Annotated in this window: 12 protein-coding genes; 11 read left to right on the top strand and 1 reads right to left on the bottom strand. The window is 58.4% G+C overall.

The genetic code is table 11. From position 1 onward, the window contains the following. The first annotated feature begins 63 nt into the window (after positions 1-63). The 11 genes from NB231_RS09265 to NB231_RS09310 all read left to right on the top strand — a co-directional run bounded on the left by NB231_RS09265 (position 64) and on the right by NB231_RS09310 (position 14,807). Positions 64-1,206, top strand: coding sequence for an MraY family glycosyltransferase (locus NB231_RS09265; RefSeq protein ID WP_005002025.1), 1,143 nt, complete (start codon positions 64-66; stop codon positions 1,204-1,206). Positions 1,207-1,217: 11 nt separating this feature from the next. After that, on the top strand, positions 1,218-3,446 hold the full coding sequence (locus NB231_RS09270; RefSeq protein ID WP_005002026.1) for a GumC family protein: 2,229 nt from the start codon (positions 1,218-1,220) through the stop codon (positions 3,444-3,446). After that, the gene (locus tag NB231_RS09275; RefSeq protein ID WP_198007276.1) at positions 3,418-4,527 is read left to right on the top strand and encodes a glycosyltransferase family 2 protein; all 1,110 of its coding nucleotides are present in this window, start codon (positions 3,418-3,420) and stop codon (positions 4,525-4,527) included. The genes NB231_RS09270 and NB231_RS09275 overlap by 29 nt, the downstream gene beginning before the upstream one ends. Next, a complete protein-coding gene (locus NB231_RS09280; protein ID WP_005002028.1) occupies positions 4,511-6,763 on the top strand; it encodes a DUF4838 domain-containing protein in 2,253 nt (750 codons plus the stop codon). Before NB231_RS09275 ends, NB231_RS09280 begins: the two co-directional genes overlap by 17 nt. A gap of 41 nt (positions 6,764-6,804) precedes the next feature. Continuing rightward, the gene (locus tag NB231_RS09285) at positions 6,805-8,058 is read left to right on the top strand and encodes an O-antigen ligase family protein (protein ID WP_005002030.1); all 1,254 of its coding nucleotides are present in this window, start codon (positions 6,805-6,807) and stop codon (positions 8,056-8,058) included. A 55-nt stretch (positions 8,059-8,113) separates the two neighbouring features. After that, a complete protein-coding gene (locus tag NB231_RS09290) occupies positions 8,114-8,950 on the top strand; it encodes a glycosyltransferase (RefSeq protein ID WP_005002032.1) in 837 nt (278 codons plus the stop codon). 65 nt (positions 8,951-9,015) lie between these two features. Continuing rightward, on the top strand, positions 9,016-10,188 hold the full coding sequence (locus NB231_RS09295) for a glycosyltransferase (RefSeq protein ID WP_005002036.1): 1,173 nt from the start codon (positions 9,016-9,018) through the stop codon (positions 10,186-10,188). A 489-nt stretch (positions 10,189-10,677) separates the two neighbouring features. Beyond that, a complete protein-coding gene (locus NB231_RS17735; protein ID WP_084766289.1) occupies positions 10,678-11,460 on the top strand; it encodes a methyltransferase domain-containing protein in 783 nt (260 codons plus the stop codon). A gap of 238 nt (positions 11,461-11,698) precedes the next feature. Continuing rightward, positions 11,699-12,559, top strand: coding sequence for a sulfotransferase family protein (locus tag NB231_RS09300; RefSeq protein WP_005002039.1), 861 nt, complete (start codon positions 11,699-11,701; stop codon positions 12,557-12,559). Between the two features lie 153 nt (positions 12,560-12,712). After that, positions 12,713-13,951, top strand: a complete 1,239-nt coding sequence (locus NB231_RS09305) for an outer membrane beta-barrel protein (protein WP_198007277.1) — start codon at positions 12,713-12,715, stop codon at positions 13,949-13,951. A gap of 28 nt (positions 13,952-13,979) precedes the next feature. Further along, the gene (locus NB231_RS09310) at positions 13,980-14,807 is read left to right on the top strand and encodes a polysaccharide biosynthesis/export family protein (RefSeq protein WP_232210435.1); all 828 of its coding nucleotides are present in this window, start codon (positions 13,980-13,982) and stop codon (positions 14,805-14,807) included. 153 nt (positions 14,808-14,960) lie between these two features. Here the strand turns inward: NB231_RS09310 and NB231_RS09315 are convergent, their stop codons facing one another. After that, positions 14,961-15,887: a patatin-like phospholipase family protein gene (locus NB231_RS09315; protein WP_005002044.1), complete on the bottom strand. Its 927-nt coding sequence runs from the start codon at positions 15,885-15,887 to the stop codon at positions 14,961-14,963. Positions 15,888-16,144 lie beyond the last annotated feature (257 nt).

Consider the following 16,144-nt stretch of genomic DNA (forward strand, 5'->3'; position numbering starts at 1 on the left):
CGGAGCAAATGCACAGCCAGCCGGCAAGTACGGTTCGGCATACACGTAAGGCGAGAAATCACGATGATGAACGAGGTCTTCGCATACCTGCTCATTTTCTTATTCGTGGCTCTACTGACCGATTTTCTCCGACGGCAGGCGCACAGTGTCGGTCTGATGGATTATCCTTCCAGCCGCAAACGCCATCAAAAGCCCGTGCCACCGGTGGGCGGGGAAGCGATTTTCATCGGCTGCCTGATCTCCGTTCTGGCGCTCGGCGTACCCATGACGCACGTTGCGGGCCTGTTCGCCATTGGCGCGATCATCGTGCTGACCGGGGCGCTGGACGATTACTATAATTTTTCTCCCCGATCGCGTCTGCTCGCTCAAACCGCAGCCGCGCTCGCCATGGCGCTGCTCGGCGGCGCCACCGTCGAACAGCTCGGCGCCATCGCGCCCGACGGGCAGGTTTTTCATCTACACGCCTTTGCCGTGCCCTTCACGGTGCTCGGTGTCGTAGGCGTGATTAACGCGCTCAACATGGTAGACGGCATGGATGGGCTCTCCGGCAGTCTGGCACTCGTGGCGTTGATCGCGCTCGCATTGATAGCACAGGTAGGCCAGGCACCCGTGATTCTAGCCATGGTGCTGGTCATGGCGAGCGGCATCGCCGCATTTTTGACGCTCAACTTACGCTCCCCCTGGCGCTGGCGTGCATCGGTTTTTCTCGGTGATGCGGGCAGTATGTTTCTCGGATTTGCACTATCCTGGTTCATTATCCGGTTATCCCAGGATCCCGTCTCGGCCATGTCGCCGGTCACTGGGCTTTGGCTTCTGACCATACCGCTATTCGATGTCCTCTTCGCCTTGGGACGGCGTATCCTCAGTGGGCATCACCCATTCCTCGCTGACCGGCAGCATCTACACCACTTCTTCCTGCGCGTGGGGTTTTCGGTCAGTCAGACACTCGGGCTGATTCTCGCATTCGCCATCGCCAGCGCCGCCATAGGTACCGCGGGGGAGTTCCTCGATATACCCGATCGCGCGATGCTGCTCGCTTTCTGTGGTCTGTTCGCTCTGTACTGCCTCACCATGACCCTCGCCTGGCGGGCCTACCCGCGGATCAGATACCGGCTCGCCCAACGCCGGCGTCATCGTGGTGCCAGCACTACCTTGCCGGTGCTGGCCAGGGCGCGCGCCACGGGTATTCGCGAACTGCCGCGCTGATGGCCTAGCCTATGAACAGGAAACGATCGAGCCACCTACTGGAACTTAGAACCGGACCGCAGTCGGCGGCCTATTCACCGGTCGAACCGCACTGGACGGAAACGGCCCAGCCGGGGCAGGAAACCGGGCTGCTCGAGTATCTCCGCGTGTTGGTACGCCACCGCCTACTGATTATCGGCGTGGTGACAATGGCTCTATTGGCGGCGCTGAGCTACGGCCTGCTTCAGACACCCCTGTATCAGGGGGTAATGACCCTGCACATGCGGGCCAATCCGCCGGTCTATGTCCACGCGCTGCAGGACCTGCAGACGCCGACTGATACCAAAATGTTCTATGTCACGCAAATGGACATCATCCGAAGTCGAGCGGTGGCCGAGCGAGTGGCCGAGCGGCTGACCCCAGAGCAGCGCAAGCAGCTACGCAGTCCGCCGGCTGTGACCAACTATTTGGCGAGCCTCGTGAACACGCTCTGGAATCAGGTACGCGACTGGCTGGGCCTCGACGAATCGGATCAAACTGCTCTTGCAGCGGATCCGCAACGGGCGAGCCGTGCCTTAGTCAAACAGATCCAGAATAACCTGAGCGTTATCCGGCGCAAGGATAGCGAGCTCGTGGAAATCCAGTATTATGCACCGACGCCGGAGCTCGCGGCCCGGATCGCCAATCTACTCGGCGAGTCCTACCGTGCCACGCAGATCGATCAACGTCTGACGGTCAGTAAAGAAGTCCACGCCTGGCTCTCTGAACAGCTGAACAAACTCGGCGCGAATCTCTCCCGAGCCGAACGCTCGCTGCAGCAGTACAAAGAGCAACAACAGCTACTCGACTCCAAGAATCTCGAGCAAATAAAGTCTACGCAGCTTTCCGGCCTCACGCAGAATTTGCTCGAAGCACGAGCTGAGCGCATGCGCGCTGAGGTGCTTTATCAGCAGGTTCAAGACGCCGACAGCGTGGCCGCCTTGAGCGCCGTGCTGAACAATCCGGGGATCCAACCACTCAAGATGCAGCAAGGCACCTTGCGCGCCAAGCTTGAGAATCTGAGAACCCATTACGGAGAGAACGCCCCCAAGATACAGGCCATCCGTGCGGAGCTCGAATCCACTTCGGCTCGGTTGCATCAGGAAATCGATCGCGCCGTAACATCCATTCGCGAGCAGTACGAAGAGGCCAAGCAACGCGAACGCCAGCTCGAAAAGGCGGAGCAAGAACTCGGTGAAGGCGTACGCAGCCGATCCGCCGAAGCATTGCAACTCGCCACTCTGGAGCGCGAGGTCGAGACCAACCGCGAGCTTTTCGAGGCGTTTCGCGACCGAATCAAGGAAATCAGCCTCGCAGACACCATGGGCGCCAGCGGCATCCAGATCCTGGACCGCTCGTTACCACCGAATGCGCCTTTCTCGCCGAACTTCTCCCGCCTGCTTGGCATCGCTGGAGTGCTCAGCCTGTTCTTGGGGATCGGACTTGCGTTCCTGTTGGAGAATCTGCGCCGCACCTTCCACACTTCCCAGGCCGCGGGACAGCGGCTTCAGCTCAGAGACCTGGGTGTTATGCCGAGAGTGCGCCTGCAGCGGCCGGCCACCCTATCGCGCCTGGCGGTGCTGGAGCCGGAATCAGCGTTCACCGAAGCGCTTGGCAGCATCCGCGCCCGCCTCCAGGTGAGTGATCCCAGCGGCACCGGACCCCAGTTGGTGATCGTCACCTCCGCGGTCCAAGGGGAGGGTAAGAGCACACTCAGCAACAATCTCGCCTCCAGCTACAGCCAGCTCGGGCCTACCTTGCTGGTGGATGCCGATCTGCGCCATCCCAGCCTCTCCAGCGGCTGGAAGCGTGCCGGGCTGACCGAGTTCGTGCTCGGCAAGGCGCCGTTGGGAGGCTGCATTTACCGCGACAACATCTCTCCGAACCTCTTCGTCATAGGCAAGGGCGACACCCTGGTCAATCCGCTGGAGTTCTTCGCGACCGCGGATCTGGCAGGCGCTTTTACCGAGCTACGCAGGCACTTCAACAAGATCATCGTGGATACCGCCCCGGTGCTCAGCGTAAGCGATGTCGAAACGTTGGGAATGTATACCGACGGCGCCATTCTCGCGGTCAAGGCGGGGAAAACACCCAGCGAGGCCGTGGCCGAGGCGTACCGACGGCTCCAGGAGGCCCACGTACGGGTGCTTGGGATCATTCTGACTCAAGCCAATATGGGGGAGGTGGCCCGCTATGGCGGTTACGTCTATGGACCTTATTGAGCCGAAGGGGGCCGCGCAAGTCTACATCGTAGTGCTGAACTGGAACGGCTGGGAAGATACGCTGGCTTGTCTGGAGAGCATCATGCGCAGCGACTACCCGGCCTTCCGCGTGATCGTCTGCGACAACGCCTCCACCGACGGCTCCCCCGAACGCATCAAAGCCTGGGCAGCCGGGAAGCTTGAACCCTTGCGCTCGCCGGCCGAAACCGAACGCCGATACTCGCCGATCGCCAAACCGATCGCGTGCCTCGAAATAACGCACGCCGAAGCGCAGACAATGGCTCGTTCGCTACCGGATGCCCCACTTACCCTCCTGCATACCGGAGGCAATCTCGGCTACGCCGGTGGCAACAATGCGGGGCTGCGTTATGCCCTGGCTCGAGGCGACGCCGATTACTGTTGGGTGTTGAACAATGACCTGGTGATCGCCTCCGATGCGTTATCCAGGTTGGTGGAGCGCATGAGCGAGCAACTCGAGGCCGGACTGTGCGGTTCGGTGCTGCTTGATTATCACGCTCCGGAACGCGTCCAGGCCCTGGGTGGCGCGACCTACAATCCCTGGCTTGGCACGCACCGCGCCATCGGCGCCGGAGCCTCGGCGGGGAGAAGAATCGATCGAGAGGCAGTGGAACGGCGGATGTCCTATGTCATCGGTGCCGCCCTATTCGTCTCGCGCCGCTGGCTCGATGAGATTGGCCTGCTCTGCGAGGATTATTTCCTCTATTTCGAAGAAATCGACTGGGCAGTCCGCGGCCGCGGGCGCGGGCGCTTTCAACTCGCCTTCGCGCCACGCAGCCGCGTCTACCACAAAGGGGGGGGCTCCACGGGGCGACCCAGCCAATCCCCGGCAGCAGACTATCTGGCACTTCATAATCGCCTTCGGTTCACCCGCAAGCACATCCCCTGGGCGCTGCCGACGGTATGGCTCGGCTTCCTGTTGGTACTTGCCAACCGGCTGCGGCGCGGTCAATTCGATCGAATCATACCGATTTTGGCCATCATGCTGGGCGGGGCGCCGAACACTCGGCAATTTACCTCTTCAAAGAAGTCGGTTGAACGATGGCATGAACGGCAAGTCTAGCTCGAAAACCATTCCGTATGCAGTGGGGCGACGGCATCCGCGCGCGGGTCTTGCCGCCCTCACAAGCATCGCTGTATTGATCATGCTGCCGATCCTAACAGCGCGGGCGGCCGATGCCATTTTGGCGCGGGAGGGTCATACGGCTTATCGCATCGCCCCGGCCACCGAGGGCACCCCGCTCACGGAGCACGCCGCCGCTGAGCTCGCGAGCTATCTCCGGCGCGTCACCGGCGCCCAGTTTGCCATTTCTTCGGCCGACTCCGGCGGGCCGGCAATCAAGCTCTCCACGGAGGCTTCCAGCGAGTTATCCCGCGAGGGCTTCCGGATTCGCTCCGCCGGTCGGGATATTCACATCACCGGCGGCAGCGCGCGCGGACTGCTCTATGGCGTCTACGCTTTTCTGGAGGACTACGTCGGCGTGCACTGGTACGGACCTGATTACACCCACATTCCGCAGCGCCCGAGCTTGACCGTTCCGGCCATCGCCCGAACCGAAGCGCCCGCATTCGCATATCGCGAGGTATTCGTACGAGAGGCGGATAAACCGGAATACAGTGCTCACAATCGGTTGAATGGGCGTTTCGGTCATCGCCTGGTGCGCGCCATGGGCCAGTATCCCGAGGCGTTCGTACCTCTGCGCATGTTACCCATTTTTAAGCTGATCCCCCGCAAGAAATATGCAAAATCGCACCCGGAATACTACGGCGGCGGCCAGTTGCGCTTCGCCGAGCCCGAGGTGCGGCGGATCGCGCTCGAGGCACTGCGCAAAAAGCTCGAGCGATGGTCTCATGCTGATGCGCAACCGTATTACCTGCTCATCGAGCCGGCGGATCGGAACACCTATTACCGGGGTGGCACGGATGGCGAGCTCATCGCTCGCCACGGCAGCCCGGGCGCCGCGTATGTGGATTTTGTGCGCCGCCTCGCCGAACAAGTGGCCAGCGATTACCCCAACGTCACGCTGCTGGCCTTGGCCTATCAGTGGAGTCGCAAACCGCCCCGGGACATGACGCTGCCTAACAACATGGGAGTGATGTTCTCGGACATCGAGCGCGACTTTGCCCAACCGCTGCAGGCAAGTAACAATCGTGCCGTCCGCACTGACCTCAAGGGATGGAATACGCTTACCGGGCAGATACTAGTATGGACCTACATCACCAATTTTGGCGGCTATTTGCAGCCCTATCCCGATTTGCGTGCGTTGACGCAAGATGTGCCTCGGCTCGCACGCGAGCCGGCAATAACCGGCTTGTTCGCCCAAGGCGCCTATAACACGACCGGCGGCGAATTCTCCGTGCTGCGCGCCTGGGTGCTGGCGCACTTGCTCTGGGATCCAGGCCAGGATCCAGAGCAGCTCATCCAATCCTTTCTAGAAGGCTATTACGGCGTAGCGGCGCCGCACATCGCTGCCTACATCCGTTTGCTGCACGATAGCGCGGCGCAGATTGGAGTCCGGCTAAGCGTCAAGATGCCGCCGACCGCTGCCTACCTCACGCCCCCTTTATTGCAGAAAGCAGATCGGCTCTTTGAACGTGCCGAACGCGCCGTGACCGACGATCCGACCCGCCTGCGTCACGTGCGCATCGCGCGCAGCGCCCTAGATTACGCCATCTTGGCTTCCCCTCAGGCCGAGGGCGATGGCTCGAGCTGGATCAACCGCACCGCCCGCCTCGAACGACTACAGGGTTACCTGAGGTTGTCCGGGATGCGAGCGTATCGCGAGGGCGGCGGGGCGTCTCCCAAACGGCTGCTGGAGGCATTGTCCATAGCGCGGAACGCGCCACAACCGCCGGCCGTGTGCCAAAACACACCGGCCGATGACTGTCGTTCGGTGCAGGAGCTTACGCTCGATCTCGCCGGCGGCGCACGGATGGTACCGGACCAAGCTGCCTCCGACGGCGCCGCCGTGACCATGAAAGGCGACAAACGGGTCTGGGGTATTCAGTTACCGCTCGACCGGCTGTTGCCGGACAGCGGTCGGTGGCGGGTATACATTGCGGCCCGTGTCGCCGCAGATGGCCATGCACGCGTATTGCTGCGGACCGGAATCTATCCGGGCAAGCGCCGCAGCGTCACCGTCGAAGACCTCGCTGGCGAGGGCTACCGGCTCATCGAACTGCCTGGCCTCTGGCAGCGCGGAGCGGGGCGTTACCTTTGGGTGGCTCCACCCGGCGCCAAGTCGGTGCAAGCCATTTACGTCGATCGCATCATTGCGGTCCGCGCGGACGACTCATGAATCGTCCGCTAGCACACCCGTATTCGCCGGGACCGCCCGGTATGAGCATGACCGCCACCACGGACTATAGATCGAGCATCGCGACTGCTCCGATAAGCACGCGCAGTTGGCTGCTCTGCGCCTGGGCCGTACTCTGCACGCTTACACTCTCAGCGGTCAAAATCCCCATCGGCTTCGATTTGCGCCTCGGCCAAATTGCGCTCGCCGGCACTTTTTTTGTGCTGATCCTGCACGATATGCACCGTGAACAATTGCACTGGGGTGCTTTGCTCTCGGTCACAGGCTGCGGCCTAATGCTGAGCGCGCTCAGCCTGTTCTCCAATTACCCACAGGTAAATGAGCTTACCTTCATCGTCAAGTACGTGCTGGTCTATCCGATGGCGTTCTATACCGGGATGAGGTTAGTATCACTGGTCCGAGCCGGGCGCATGGCGGAATTGCTGGAGCTGGTGCTGCTGTTTGCCGCGGTGCTCGCCGTCGTGCTGTTTTTCCATCCGATTCCCGCGCTGATTCACGAGCGCCCCGCTTATCTGTCCTATGGGCTCAAAGGCAGCTTCTGGGAGCAGGGGGAATTCGCCTTTTTCAGCGGGCTCTTCTTGCTCGCCGCCCTAGCCCTGCGCCTTGAGCACCGGCACTGGCCGCAGCGACGCTGGCCCATAGCCCTACTCTACTTTTTCGTCATCGGCTGCGCGCTTGCGAGCTATAACAAAACGATCTGGATCGCGCTGATAGGCGCTTGCCTGGCCGCCGCCCTCTTTTATCGGGGGCGCTCGCACATCAGCGGCGTAGCCCGGGGCTGGGCCCTGCGTCTGGCACTGATCGCCACTGTCGGCGCGGTTGCACTGGCCGCCTACAACGAATGGCTGCCCGCTGGCGAGAAATTGGTCACCGCCGCAATGCTCCAAAACAAATGGGATAACGAGCGGGGCGCCGCACTCCGAGTGGCCTGGGATTTGGTCATGCAGGCACCCTTGCTTGGCCACGGTTTCGGATTTGTCGAAGCCTATTTCGGTAATTATCCGTCCGAGATCATTGGCCTTGGCAGCGGTTCCGCTCAGCTGTTCAATGTGTACCTGGATATCTGGCTGTCGGCCGGTGTCCCTGGACTCATCTACGCCCTCGGCATGCTTATTGTCGTATTCAGTGGCCGAAGTCTGTTCTCGGTGCTGGTGGTGAGCTACCTGTTCGTGTTCGCCAACGCCAACCCGGTTGGCCAACACGAATATTACCATCTTTTTCTCGGCATGGCCTTTGCCGCGGGGCGCGACCCATCTCAGCCGGTGACTGCTTCTTAACTACAGCACAGCACATGGGCTTTATATCAACGCACTCTCGGCAAGGAATGTAAGCATGCAGGTGGCAGCAGCAGCAGCAACCAACGAATATCAATCTGAGAAAATCGCACCGCGCATCGTCATTTCGGTGGTCAGCCATGGCCAGGGGGATTTGATCCGTGGGCTACTCACTGACATCCATAAGCACTGGAATTCCGAGGGTCTGCATCTGGTGCTGACTCAGAATCTGCGCGAGGACACGCCCTTGGAGATGGAGCGTCTCGCGTTTCCCACACGAGTGATCCGAAACACCCACCCCAACAGCTTCTCGGCCAATCACAACGCCGCCTTCGAGGTCTTCGATAGCGACGTCTTCTGCGTGGTCAATCCGGATATACGTTGCCCCGAGGATCCCCTGCCGGCGCTGCTGGGGGCGCTGGCACAGCCTGATATCGGAGTAGCCGCACCTCTGGTAAAAACCCCCCAGAGTGTGGTGGAGGGCAGCGCACGGCGGCGAATCACACCGTGGCGCCTAGCCTTACGTATCAGCGGCCTAGCTCGGAGACTGGAGTACAAAATCGAGCGGGACCCGATCTATCCCGACTGGGTAGCGGGTATGTTCATGGCTTTGCATTCGGGAGATTTCCGACGGCTTGGCGGATTCGACGAGCGCTACCGATTGTACTGCGAGGATGCAGATCTGTGCATGAGGCTATGGGCCGCCGGTCGGCGCGTGATGCTCGTACCCAAGGCACTCGTCGTGCATGACGCCCAGCGGGACAGCCACCGCAAGTTGCGCTATCTGAGCTGGCATGTGGCAAGCCTACTCCGGTTTTTCGTCTGCCATCCTTTCTATCGGCGCATTCGTGCTGCTCCGACCGAACGCATGGAGGTTCCGTGCCGACACCTTTGACTAACTCACCCCCCGCTAGCGGATTTAGCCTAACGACATCGTGCGCTCCGACCGCTCGACTGCGGGTGGCCTTCGTAGCCGTATCCTACACGGCGCAACGCGACGGAGTGAGTATCTACGCGGAGAATCTGCTGCTGGAGATCCTGCGGCAGGCACCGCGGCAAGGCTTGGCGCTGCAGGTGGATATTTTCGTCTGTGGTCGGGCCGCTGGCGTGCTGGAAAACATTCTTCGGCAGGAAGACGCCATCACTCCCGAAATACGCATCGTTGCCACCGTCTATGACGGCCCACTCATCAAATATCTGGGGGTGCCATTGCGCCTGCGTTCGCACGGACCCTACGACTGCATATTCGTCCCTAACTTGCAGCCACTATGGTTGCCCGCACGCCGCACGCTCGGGGTACTCCACGATCTTACCTATCAAGTGGCAGGCGCCTATTTCCCGAGTTGGCGGGTGCGCTATATGGATCTGCTGACGCGGTTCTGGCTGTGGCGTGGGATGACCATCGGCTGCATCTCAAGGACGACTATGCATGATCTGGAAAGGTTCTATCCGACAAGTTGCAGCAGACCACACCCGTACTTGCCGAACGGTCTCCCGGCCAAGCTGGCGACTGCTCCACGACCGGGCCGTAAAGAAACGGAGCAAAAATTTACTGCGACACCGCTCGAGTTGATTTTCGTGGGCCGCCTGAACCACCTCAAAGGCTTCGACCGAGTCCGCTCTGTCTGTCTTCGGTTGAGCGAATACGGCGCGGCCTGGGGCATCGAGGTAACCCTCCATGTCGTAGGCAAGGACACGCCCGAGAGCCCACAACTGTTGGCTGAACTCCGGCTGCCACGGATCCGACTAATTCGGCACGGTTATCTGGACGATCGCGCGCTGAACGAACTTTATCGGCGTAGCGGCTTCTGCCTGTTGCTCTCCCGTAACGAGGGATTTGGCCTGCCATTGCTGGAGGCAATCAGGCAGTGCTGTGTACCGCTGCTCTCGGATATTGCCATCTTCCGAGAGGTAATGGGCCCAGAGTATTCCCTGTTCGCCGGGGACGCTGCAGGCATCGACGGCCTGGTGGAGTTCGTGCACCGCATACGCACCGATCAGATGTATCGGGGAGATGTCCTGAACCGGATGGACCGGGTACTCGCTGTTTGGGAAGGAGGTTATAGCCAGGCCGCCCGGAACATGCTTGCCTGGGCTACGGGAAATGCCGAATCGATAGGCGAAGGTGCGTGAGCGGATTCATTATCGATGCGCCCCAATTTCGCATCGCATCACATTTTGTTATCTGAACCGGCTTACGCTTGCAGAAACAGCCGCCCTGAAAAACCACATCGTTTTGTCAGGCACTTTTATCAGGTATATAAAATTCAATAAAACATCGAAACCGTCCAACCCCACCTAGATGGTGTTGGATCGCACAGCGAACCAAACGGCAATCATCGACAATGCCGCCAACATACGCGATAAGCGGATAGAATTAACTTTTATTATTTGGTTTGGTTGCTACTTAAATATGCCTCTAAACATAACGCAATTGATCGCATCATGTCGGGATGAGCCTGTCTCTCGCTTGCACCGTGGCGTCCTCTACGAGACGATTACACCACTCCGGCATGCTATTCCCACGAAGGCGATACTTCAGTAACCGCTGATTGCGTTATGTTTAGAAGCAAGTTGGTTAACTAAAATTCAACACCTAGAGAGAAGTTCACAAGGTGAAAAATGCCTAATATATTCCAGAAATTCGTTCGCACCAATCGAGACTTATCAATACAATTAAGAGAGCGGGTTGGTTTTTTCTATGAAGAAAACTTTTATGACCATCTTAGGGATGCCTTAAACAGCGTTCTGAAATCGAACGGACGACAGACTATTCTTGAGGTGGGCGGCGCCGACAGACCATTTTTAAAAAAAAATAAACGCTACGAATACCATGGCCTGGATATAGTAGACGGTTTGTCATTTAAAGATAAATACGATCGTTTTTATGTTCAGCCAGCAGAACAAAAATTTCCAAATAAATATAATCTTGTGTTCTCCGTATCCGTAATCGAGCACATTAAAGACAATAGGAAATGCTTTAAAACAGTGTATGACAGCTTGCTAAACAACGGAAAAACTATCCATTATTTTTCATGTAAAAACCATCCCTTTAGTTTAGTCACGCGGAGTGTTGGACATAAATTTCAAAATATACTTATAAAATATCTGCGCCCAGAATTTGCTGATCTGACAGGATATAAAACATATTACGACAAATGTTCCAAGCGGGATATAGAAAGACTTTTAACCGAGCTTGGATATAAAAATATAGAAATAAAATGTTTTTTTGGGGCAGCCGATTATTTTGGTTTTTTCCTACCATTTTTTGCTTTAATAACTATTTTTAATAAATTTTGTAGATTGCTCAATCTCTCTGCCTTTGCATCGGGTGTCATCGTATATGCAGAGAAAACTAGCCAAGATTGCTATCAGTCTGGCAACACCCCTGCGCCTGTGGCATAGGGCGCCGACCAGGGGAACCCTAAAATCCCGTTTATGCCGAGTCCTTCAACAGGATTCTCCTAAGCGAAGTGGAAGGGCTATGAACGAGCAAATCAATTAGTCAGCTTCCTTAGGGAAATTGCTTAATTTCTCTCTGGTTATTCTGGTGAAAACTAAAATTCGACCGAACCAATAACCTGGATACCGATCTGCACCGACAAGACGAATAGGTCAGTTTTTCTGAACAGGAGATCGCAAATTGAACCGCTGCACACCGCCAATCATCATCTTGGGCATGCACCGCTCGGGCACCAGCCTGGTTGCACGTATGCTCGAGGAGATCGGGTTGTTTCTAGGTTGGCGCAAAGATATCAATCACGAGGCTTGGTTTTTTCTCAGGCTCAATGATTGGCTGTTGCGCCAATGCGGCGGTGCTTGGGATCACCCTACGCCCATACACCATTTGCTCACTAACTCTCTCGGTCGCAGGATGGTAACCGATTATTTGCGCTTCATGCTCGGTGCGCCACGTGCCGCCACGTACCTGGGGCTGCAGCAATATTTCCGCTATCGATCCATACCGGCGATCGAGCGGCCCTGGGGATGGAAGGATCCGCGCAACACCTTCACATTGCCGCTCTGGCTGGACCTGTTCCCGGAGGCTCGGATAGTACACGTCTATCGACACGGTATCGATGTGGCAGCCAGTCTCACGCATCGCCAAGGCGAAAACCTAGCTCTATCGCAGCGCCGTTTCCGGAGCCGGCAGTGGCTTTACGCGTTCATTACCCCCCGCCAAGACGGGTTTACAGAGTCCTGGCGCTGTGCGGAACTCGACGAAGCATTGCGCCTCTGGTGCGAATACATCTACAAAGCGCGGGCTCATGCGGCGAATCTCGGCAATCGGGTCATGGAGATCCGCTACGAGACTCTGCTGGAGAACCCGCATCGCGAGCTTTCGAGCCTCGCGGCATTCTGCTCTTTGCCCGTCTCGAAGAAACTACTGGAACGGGTCGCGGGTCGTATCCATCCATCGCGCGCATTCGCCCACCGTCACGATCCGATGCTGCGGAAGCTGGCCGAGCGCTGGCGCGAGCAGTTGCAGCCATTTGGTTATTGATTTGGACAGCACAACGAGGTCGTGCATGAAGAGTCATTCCCATATAGATGCTGCGCTCGACGGATGCAGGCGAAAACCACACCCGATCAACACACGCTCGACACCGGAAACCGGCATCGAGCCGATGCTGGCTTTACCGGGAGGGGGGATCCGATGCCCCTAACCCGCCGCGCCCTGCCAGCGTTGTTGATCGCCGCGATAGTGGTGTCTTGCGGTGCTCGGGCCGCGCCGTTGACACCAACACCGCCGCGGCCCGAAGGCAAAACCCTCGGTGCCTACGTCTACGGTGGCGGCATCTATAACAGCAACCCCTTCCTGATTTCGAACGATACCGTAGCCCGAAACCGACTCGGAACCACCGATACCGGCGATTTTATCACCCGGGCCGGGGGCGGGCTGCAAATGACATGGCCGATCGGCTTGCAGATGCTACACTTCGACGGCTGGATCGAGCGTAACAAATACCAGAATTTCACCTCCCTCGATCACACCGCTTTCGATGCCAATCTCGGCTGGGACTGGGAAATCGGCCGATTGTGGAGCGGCACGGTCGAGACAGGCTATTCACGCGGCATCGCAAGCTTCCAGGAATTCCGAGCTCTGGACAAAAACGTCACGACTAGACAGGTGACGTCCGCCGACGCCGGCTTGCGGTTTCTACCCGATTGGGAGTGGGTACTCGGAGCGCACCGGCGCTCCACCTCCTTTGACAAACGCAGTGACCTCGACCGGGTGGAGAGCACCGGTTTTACCGAGGTGCACTACAATTCGGCGGTGAACACCCGCATGGGACTGCGCGCCGAAATCACCCGAGGCGACCTGAACCGGGACGAACGGCTCGCTGACGGCACCGTGCTCGGCAACGATTACATAGAGACTCAATACAGTGTCGTGCTCGGCGTCGAGGGCAGCGAGGAATTGTCCTATCTAACAGGCCGCTTCGGGTTTACCCAGCGCAAGTTCGATGATCGACCCGAACGCGACTTCTCTGGTCCGACGGCACATCTGTCCTACCTATGGAAAGTGACTGCAAACACCGGCCTCAGACTTTCCGCCTGGCGCGAGTTGCAGGCCCAGAACAATGAAATCGCCAACTACCTAATCTCCCAAGGCTACAGCTTGGAGCCGATCTGGCAAGCCACGGTCAAAATCCGGGTTCGCGGTCATTATTCCTTCCAAAACAGGGATTACCAAGGCAGAGAGACACCGGGCAACCTCAACGCCGGCCGAGAGGACGACCTACACACGATCGGACTTGGCATCGACTACCAGGCGCTGCCCAATCTTTACCTGTCCCTGGAAGCCAAGCACCAGTCTCGGGATTCCAATCGCGAAATAAGAAATTTCGACTATGAACAGATATCTGCCGGAGTCACTTATGAATTCTTTTGATCAATCCAACCCGTCTCAATGCAACCTTATGCCCGCCCTTCTGCGTCTAGGCCAAACAGCCATAGGGTTTGTCATGGTGGCCTTGTTCGGCTTTACGCTGCTTGCCTCGGGAATCGTGAGCGCACAACAAGCCGAACCGGAGTCCTACCGACTCGGCACCGGCGATCGAATCTCCGTGAATGTGGCCGGTAGCCCGGAATTCGATACCATCACGCGGATTCGTGAGGACGGTGCCATCGGCTATCCTTACCTTGGCACCGTTCAGGTGGGCGGCCTGACCCTGGAAGAGGCGGAAAACCGCATCGAACGGCAACTGCTGGCGGCCAAACTGTTGCGTAGCCCCCAGGTCACGGTGACAGTGGAGCAATACCTTAGTCGCCAGGTTACCGTGCTCGGCCAGGTCAAGAACCCCCAGCGTTACGGGCTTTCCGGGCCAAGCACTGTGCTGGATCTGATCGCCGAAGCCGGCGGCCGCCGCGAGGACGGTGCCGATTACGTAATACTCATCCGCCGCGAGAACGGCCAATCGAAACGCCACATCCTGACCATAGACGCACTGACGGCCGGCAATGCCGTAGGTACTCGGGTGCAGGCCGATGACGTGGTAATCGTACCGCGGATGAACGTGTTCTATATCGAGGGTGCGGTGCAAAAATCAGGGATGTATCGACTGGAGGAAAACATGACGGTGATGCAGGCCATCTCGGTCGGCGGTGGCCTAAGCCCACGCGGCAGCTATAGCCGCATCGAGATCAAACGACACGAGAACGATGGGCAAATTGCGACCTTGGGTGCGGAGCTCGATGATATCCTCAAGCCCGGGGACTTGCTGCACGTCAAGGAACGCATCTTCTGACGGTTTGCCGGGGGTATTGGGCTGTTCTCGATTTATCGCCCCGCCCAGGCGTTGCCAAGCAGGGCAGCGCTGCCCAATAATGGCAAGACCCACGGAGACAGCTCCTCTTGCCCCCGGCCGACAACATCAACACACCGAACAGCAGTGGCCGCTTTACCAATTCTCTTCGAGCCAGGCGGCGAGCTCCGAGAGATCCAAGTGCTCAGCGTAGTCCACTAGTTCAGGTAATCTAGCGCTTTCATCAAGCAAGATGGGCTTGTCCATCGGCAAGAGCGGAGCGAAGCGGAAATACCGCTCCCGTAAAAGTTGGCGGCACTGAAAATCAGTGATCGCCACACTGGCGTCATTCATGAGATCCAACAACCCGGCGCCGAGCCAGTGAGTACTACCCCAATCGTGCCGGCGGCCGGAAATGTACCTCCCCACGTTGCCATTGCCGAGGGAGAGCACACGGAGTTCCGGTAAGGTAAGCGCCGAGGCTTCGCAGCGGGCACGCACCGCATGCGCGATAGCCACCATGCTCGGGTTGTTGGCGTATACCCCTCCATCTATAAAGCCATCCACCGATGGGAAGTACATGGGGGCCGCGCTTGTGTAGAGGGCCACACGATAGACGAGCCGATCGGCGTCTTCCGAACCCGATAGATTGTGGAATAGCTTCGGTCGCCAGGTGCGCTCCCAGGGATCCACCGCCTCATTATCCAAATCGCAGGCCGGCACGAGAACTTGTTTGTGCAGATCTGCGAGCCGAGTCGCCTCTCCCAGGCTGCCCTTGAGCTCTCGACACAGCGCCCCGTTGTCATAGGCCGCTGTCGGCCGCTGACCCACCTCAGCACCGAATGGCCGGCGGCTATCATGGAAAATGGCCTGCCCCTTGCGCTCATAGAGCTGCCGTAGCTGGGTCGGAGAAAGACCACCGGCCAAACCCAAAGCAAGAATGCCGCCGCTCGATGTACCAGCCAAAAGATCGGCCACGCCGATCAAACTGGGAGCGACTTTGAGCAAACGCTCCAGAAGCACTGCCGTAACCACACCACGCACACCGCCACCGTCGAGCGCCAAGATGCGATATTCCCCCATAATCCAATCCTCTGCTGCCACAGTCTCAACCGTACGAGCGCCACACCTGAGAAAACGCTGCCGCCACAGCGGCGAGTCTGGCAAGCCCTGTGAAGCCGCGTTGCAGCCACCCAACATGCCGAACCGAGGGCTGTTCTACGATAGAATCGTCGAATTCATCGTATACACGATCCAGCGTGCGTTTGTACAAAATCCAATCGCGACTCGGCGCTCACCGCATGGCTCACTTCAGGATGCAATGACGGGCGGGTTGCGGG

This window comes from Nitrococcus mobilis Nb-231 (assembly GCF_000153205.1).
Lineage (GTDB): Bacteria > Pseudomonadota > Gammaproteobacteria > Nitrococcales > Nitrococcaceae > Nitrococcus > Nitrococcus mobilis.

Coding starts and splice junctions, on each gene's coding strand:
- NB231_RS09280 (WP_005002028.1), top strand. CDS start 4,511: ATGAACGGCAAGTCTAGCTCGAAAACCATTCCGTATGCAGTGGGGCGA.
- NB231_RS09290 (WP_005002032.1), top strand. CDS start 8,114: ATGCAGGTGGCAGCAGCAGCAGCAACCAACGAATATCAATCTGAGAAA.
- NB231_RS09270 (WP_005002026.1), top strand. CDS start 1,218: ATGAACAGGAAACGATCGAGCCACCTACTGGAACTTAGAACCGGACCG.
- NB231_RS09265 (WP_005002025.1), top strand. CDS start 64: ATGATGAACGAGGTCTTCGCATACCTGCTCATTTTCTTATTCGTGGCT.
- NB231_RS09315 (WP_005002044.1), bottom strand. CDS start 15,887: ATGGGGGAATATCGCATCTTGGCGCTCGACGGTGGCGGTGTGCGTGGT.
- NB231_RS09275 (WP_198007276.1), top strand. CDS start 3,418: ATGGCGGTTACGTCTATGGACCTTATTGAGCCGAAGGGGGCCGCGCAA.
- NB231_RS09310 (WP_232210435.1), top strand. CDS start 13,980: ATGCCCGCCCTTCTGCGTCTAGGCCAAACAGCCATAGGGTTTGTCATG.
- NB231_RS17735 (WP_084766289.1), top strand. CDS start 10,678: ATGCCTAATATATTCCAGAAATTCGTTCGCACCAATCGAGACTTATCA.
- NB231_RS09305 (WP_198007277.1), top strand. CDS start 12,713: ATGCCCCTAACCCGCCGCGCCCTGCCAGCGTTGTTGATCGCCGCGATA.
- NB231_RS09285 (WP_005002030.1), top strand. CDS start 6,805: ATGAGCATGACCGCCACCACGGACTATAGATCGAGCATCGCGACTGCT.